This is a genomic window from Mesorhizobium sp. M7A.F.Ca.CA.001.10.2.1, assembly GCF_003998575.1.
Lineage (GTDB): Bacteria > Pseudomonadota > Alphaproteobacteria > Rhizobiales > Rhizobiaceae > Mesorhizobium.
Window position 1 is genome coordinate 1 of record NZ_RZQY01000459.1, and the last position, 4,825, is coordinate 4,825.

Below are 4,825 nucleotides of genomic sequence, written 5' to 3' on the forward strand. Positions count from 1 at the left end.
CCCCACCGTCACCGCCAGTGGCAGCGCCTGCAGCACCGCCGAAACATTGGCGATCGGCAAATGGGCGAGGGCGACGAGAAAACTCACCGTGGCACCGGCCTCGCTGATCACGCGCAGGGCCACCAGAGGCTGCAGCATCGAACCCGGGCGGGCGAGCGCGCCGCGCTGCCAGGCGAGCAAGCCGACGAAAAGCGAAGCGAAAGCCCCACGGATCAACATGACCTGCGCCATGTTCATCGATTGTGACGAGTATTTGGTGATGGCATCGTTGAGGCAGAAGCCGGCCATCGCCACCATCATGAACAACGCGCCGCGAATATTTGGTGACAGGGGCAAGACGGCTACCGGTTCTGCTAATGCATGTCGCCCAAAAGTGACCTCGGTTTTGGGGAAACGACACGCATAAGAAACAAAGACCTAAAGCGCGTCGCCTGAATCCGTTCAAACGCGACGCGCTTTAGGCAGCAAGCCTGTAACAGCCGGGCGTGAAACAGCAACAGCAAAGGGCTGGGCCACAGCCTTGTTTGTGGCTCAGAAGATCACCTGCAATGGCGGCAGAACTTACTTCTTCGGCGTCAGCACCTCGGTGCCATTGCCTTCCTTGCCGGCGATGGTCCACAGACCATGCAGCGAGCCGTCGTCCGTCATCTTGTAGACGACGAGGCCGATATCCTTGCCCATGACATAGCCGGCCGAGAAGGCATCATCGTTGCGCATGCAGATGCCGTCGGAAGATGAGCCGCCGGTTTCCCAATGGATCGCGCACGTCGTCCCGCTGGTCAGCGTGATGGTTGCCTCGCCGCCATAGGCAGAGCCGTCGAAGTTGGTGCCGGCGACCGTATAAGTGCCGCCGATCGACTGGGCCGCAGCGGGCACGGCCGCGAGACCAAGCAAGGCTAGAGAAAGAACGAGTTTGCGCATGGAGTATTCCCCCTGTGAGCGAAGATCCGCTTCCAGGGAAAGGGTAGGTTGGAACAGACTGGCCGTAAATCCGGCTGTGGTTCGCGAACAAGACTTTTTCTGGGGTGTGGTCCGAAACTTTCACGACCCCTTGAGACTGCCGGCAATGGCGCCGACCAGCGGGTCGTATTTCGACTTCAGGGCCGGAGGGTAGTCGACCCAGACCGTGCGGATGATACCGTCTCTCCCAAACAGACGTCGCTCGTAAAACATCTTTCCATCCTTAACGCCCGACAGCACCGCCCAATCGCTGCCGGCCTTGCCATAGGTCACCTTGTAGCCGGCTTCATCGCTGGCCTTCTCGGCCGCCACAAAGCCCTTCGGCGTATCGTTGTCTATGTTGAGGATGCCGGAGCAGATCAGGCTGGCGCCATCGGCGCTCAGCCATTGCTGTCCGTCGCCATTATCGGGCTCCGGCTGGCGATCGGTGAAGATCTCGTCGGGAAAGGTGCAGACGGTGCCGAAGCGCTCGTTCACATAAGTGAACGGCGCGGCGACCGCACTGCTTGCTGCCATTGTCGCAATCGCCAGGAATGAAGAGTGCAGCCGCATGCTCGCCTCGAGTCATGATCCGAAGCAATCTTGCATGAATTTCACGAAAAGATCAGCCGCCGGTGACGCTCATATGGCGTGACACCGATGGGCGGCTGGTGCGGCGGTCGATGATGAAGTCGTGGCCCTTGGGCTTGCGGCCGATGGCTTCGTCTATTGCATCGGCGACCAGCTCGTTGCCTTCGGAGGCGCGCAAGGGCGCGCGCAGGTCGGCGGCATCTTCCTGGCCCAGGCACATATAGAGGGTGCCGGTGCAGGTCAGCCGGACGCGGTTGCAGCTTTCGCAGAAATTATGCGTCATCGGCGTGATGAAGCCGAGCCGTCCGCCAGTCTCGGCGACCTGGACATAGCGGGCCGGGCCGCCGGTCTTGAAGGGAATGTCGGTCAGCGTGAACTGGCGTTCCAGCGACGCGCGCAGCAGCGACAGCGGCAGATACTGGTCGGTGCGGTCGGCATCGATCTCGCCCATCGGCATGGTTTCGATGACCGTCAAGTCCATGCCGCGGCCATGCGCCCAGCGCATCATCTCGGGCAGCTCGGCGTCGTTGAAATCCTTCAATGCCACCGCGTTGAGCTTGACCTTCAGCCCCGCGGCCTGCGCGGCATCGATGCCTTGCATGACCTTGTCGAGATGGCCCCAGCGGGTGATCTTGTGGAACTTGTCGGCATCGAGCGTATCGAGCGACACGTTGATGCGCTTGACGCCGCAATCGGCGAGTTCGGCGGCAAAGCGCGACAGCTGCGAGCCGTTGGTGGTCAGCGTCAGCTCTTCCAGCGCGCCGCTGGCGAGATGCCGCGAGAGCTGGCGCACCAGATGCATGATGTTCTTGCGCACCAGCGGCTCACCGCCGGTCAGGCGCAATCGCCTGACGCCCTTTTCGATGAAAACCGTGCACAGCCGGTCGAGCTCTTCCAGCGACAGCAGGTCCTTCTTCGGCAGGAAGGCCATGTCCTCGGCCATGCAATAGGTGCAGCGGAAATCGCAGCGGTCGGTGACCGACACGCGGAGATAGCTGATCGTGCGGCCGAAAGGATCAATCATGTCCATGCTTCAAGCGCTTCCTGTGGCCGTGAACGGCTTCGTTATATACCGCTATGTGATACGATCCGGCCTGCCATTCAAGATAGCGCCTCTCGATCTTTGGTAACATCTCTGCGCCGACATCGCATGTCGGTCGGTCTCATCAGGCCTTTTCCCGTTTGGCGAAGCGGCGTAGGGAAGGGCGGATGAGACGGGATCGAACAGCATGACCGCACCGAAAGAGCTCAGGGTCTCCAAGGACCGCAAACTTCTGTCCGTCACCTTTCCCGACCACCATCCATTCGAATTACCGGCGGAACTGCTGCGCGTCGCCTCGCCATCGGCCGAGGTGCAGGGCCATTCGCCGGATCAGCGGGTGACGGTCCCCGGCAAGCGCAATGTGGCAATCCTCAAGATAGAGCCGGTCGGCAACTACGCCGTGCGCATCACCTTCGACGATTTCCACGACACCGGCATCTTCACCTGGAATTACCTGCATACGCTCGGCCACGAGAAGGATGCGCGCTGGGAAGCCTATCTCGCGGAGCTTGCGGAAAAGGGCCTGAGCCGGGACCGCTAAAATTGATTCCCCTCGCTGTCGTCAAAACGTCATCGAGATGGCGTAGCGCCGGCAAAGGTTTGGAGGCGAAAACATGTCCGTCATCACCACGGTCGAGCAGCTCGAGGCGCTTTATGGCGTTCCAGGCGAGGCCTCGCTGGTCAAGGAACTCGACCACGTCATTCCCGAATATGCCGCCTTCATCGAAGCCTCGCCGTTCGTCGCGCTGGCCACCAGTGGCCCGGAGGGACTGGACTGTTCGCCGCGCGGCGATCTCGCCGGCTTCGTGCGCATCCACGATCCGAAAACCCTGATGATGCCGGACCGTCGCGGCAACAACCGCGCCGATTCGCTTAAAAACATTATCCGCGACCCACGTGTTGGGCTGCTGTTCCTGGTACCTGGTTCGGGCACGACGCTGCGCATCAATGGCCGCGCTCATGTTACAACGGATACAGCGCTGTGCGCGTCATTCACGGTGGAAGGCAAGGCGGCTCGATCGGTGACCGTCATCGACATCGATTCGGTCTATTTCCAATGCGCCCGGGCCATCGTCCGCTCCGAGCTCTGGAACGCAGCAAGGCATGTCGACCCGAAGTCGCTGCCGACGCCCGGACAGATCCTGGAGATCACCAGCCGCAGGAACATCGACGGCGAAACCTACGACAAGGAATGGCCGGAGCGGGCGAAGAAGACGATGTGGTAGGTTTGGGCTGAAAAGCCCTCACGCCTCTTTCAGCACATCATAGATCTTGCGCATCTGCTCGCCGATCATGTCGCATTGTTCCGGCGTAGACTGGCTCATCGCCTTCTCTATCAGCGCCATGTGCACTTTCAGCGCCTGCATCAACAGCGCCTCGCCGGCCTCGGTGAGCGCGAGCCGCAGGATGCGCTTGTCCTTCTCGTCGCCTTCGCGGCGCAGCAGGCCACGCGCTTCCAGCTGCGGCAAAAGCATGGTGATGTTGGAACGGCCGACGAGCAGCTTGCGGGCAAGATCGTGCTGCGACATGCCGGGGTGGCGATAGAGGTTCATCAGCACGTCGAGCTGCGCCGGTTTCAAATCGAGCGGCGCAAGCTTCACCGCCAGCGTGCGCTCCAGCACATGGCAGGCGCGCGCCACCGCGACCCAGTTGCGGAAACGCGGGTTATCCCAAGGCAGCTCTTGTTTATTGTTCATCTTTGAACTATTATGTTCATGCTTGAACGTATGGATGGATTTTCACTATGGCATCATTCGGGCTGAAGGTCATCCGGGGCGTGTTCGGTGCGGCAGAGCGTGTCGCGCCGCGGCTTAGCGGACGCGCGGCGTTCGAATTGTTCTGCCGCACCCCGAATGTCAAGGCGCTCAGCGATGGCGAGCGCCGTGCTGTCGACCGTGCGGCCGGGTTCATGACCGAGGCGCGTCATCACCGGCTGAAGACCGCGACCGGCTGCGTCATGGTGCACGAGTTCCGCCCGGAGCCGGGCAGGGCGGCCGCCGGCACGGTGCTCGTCGTCCATGGCTGGCGCTCGCGCACCGAATATATGCGCGCCTTGATCGAAGGCTATCGCGCCGCCGGCCACCGGGTCGTTTCGCTTGACCTGCCCGGCCACGGCCAGTCGCAGGGCCGGCGCTTGAACATGGTCAATGCGGTGGATGCGGTGCGGGTTGCCGGCGAGTGGTTCGGCCCCTTCGTGGCAGCGGTCGGCCATTCCTTCGGCGGCGCCGTCGCCGCCAACGCCATCGCCGGTTC

The 4,825-nt window shown here is 61.9% G+C and carries 7 protein-coding genes and 1 pseudogene; 3 read left to right on the forward strand and 5 right to left on the reverse strand.

The window, feature by feature from the left end; genetic code table 11:
* The 4 genes and pseudogenes from EN964_RS24670 to moaA all read right to left on the reverse strand — a co-directional run.
* A pseudogene (locus tag EN964_RS24670) lies at nucleotides 1-336 on the reverse strand (EamA/RhaT family transporter); the annotation flags it as partial.
* Between the two features lie 225 nt (nucleotides 337-561).
* Nucleotides 562-921 carry a hypothetical protein gene (locus tag EN964_RS24675; protein WP_127269771.1) on the reverse strand — a complete coding sequence of 120 codons (360 nt, stop codon included), beginning with the start codon at nucleotides 919-921 and terminating at the stop codon, nucleotides 562-564.
* Nucleotides 922-1,041: 120 nt separating this feature from the next.
* Complete coding sequence (locus EN964_RS24680) at nucleotides 1,042-1,476, reverse strand: hypothetical protein (protein WP_236383069.1); 435 nt, start codon at nucleotides 1,474-1,476, stop codon at nucleotides 1,042-1,044.
* A gap of 88 nt (nucleotides 1,477-1,564) precedes the next feature.
* Nucleotides 1,565-2,560, reverse strand: coding sequence for a GTP 3',8-cyclase MoaA (gene moaA / locus EN964_RS24685; protein WP_127270849.1), 996 nt, complete (start codon nucleotides 2,558-2,560; stop codon nucleotides 1,565-1,567).
* Nucleotides 2,561-2,759: 199 nt separating this feature from the next.
* Between moaA and EN964_RS24690 the strand changes: the two genes are divergently transcribed.
* Both EN964_RS24690 and EN964_RS24695 read left to right on the forward strand, forming a co-directional pair.
* A complete protein-coding gene (locus tag EN964_RS24690) occupies nucleotides 2,760-3,113 on the forward strand; it encodes a gamma-butyrobetaine hydroxylase-like domain-containing protein (protein ID WP_013531698.1) in 354 nt (117 codons plus the stop codon).
* Between the two features lie 73 nt (nucleotides 3,114-3,186).
* The gene (locus tag EN964_RS24695) at nucleotides 3,187-3,798 is read left to right on the forward strand and encodes a pyridoxamine 5'-phosphate oxidase family protein (protein ID WP_127270852.1); all 612 of its coding nucleotides are present in this window, start codon (nucleotides 3,187-3,189) and stop codon (nucleotides 3,796-3,798) included.
* A gap of 18 nt (nucleotides 3,799-3,816) precedes the next feature.
* On the opposite strand, the gene EN964_RS24700 is transcribed toward EN964_RS24695, so the two are convergent.
* Complete coding sequence (locus tag EN964_RS24700) at nucleotides 3,817-4,269, reverse strand: MarR family winged helix-turn-helix transcriptional regulator (RefSeq protein WP_023813960.1); 453 nt, start codon at nucleotides 4,267-4,269, stop codon at nucleotides 3,817-3,819.
* A 47-nt stretch (nucleotides 4,270-4,316) separates the two neighbouring features.
* On the opposite strand from EN964_RS24700, the gene EN964_RS24705 reads away from it, so the two are divergent.
* Nucleotides 4,317-4,825 (forward strand): alpha/beta hydrolase (locus EN964_RS24705; protein ID WP_127276831.1); only part of this gene is annotated, 509 nt, incomplete at its 3' end.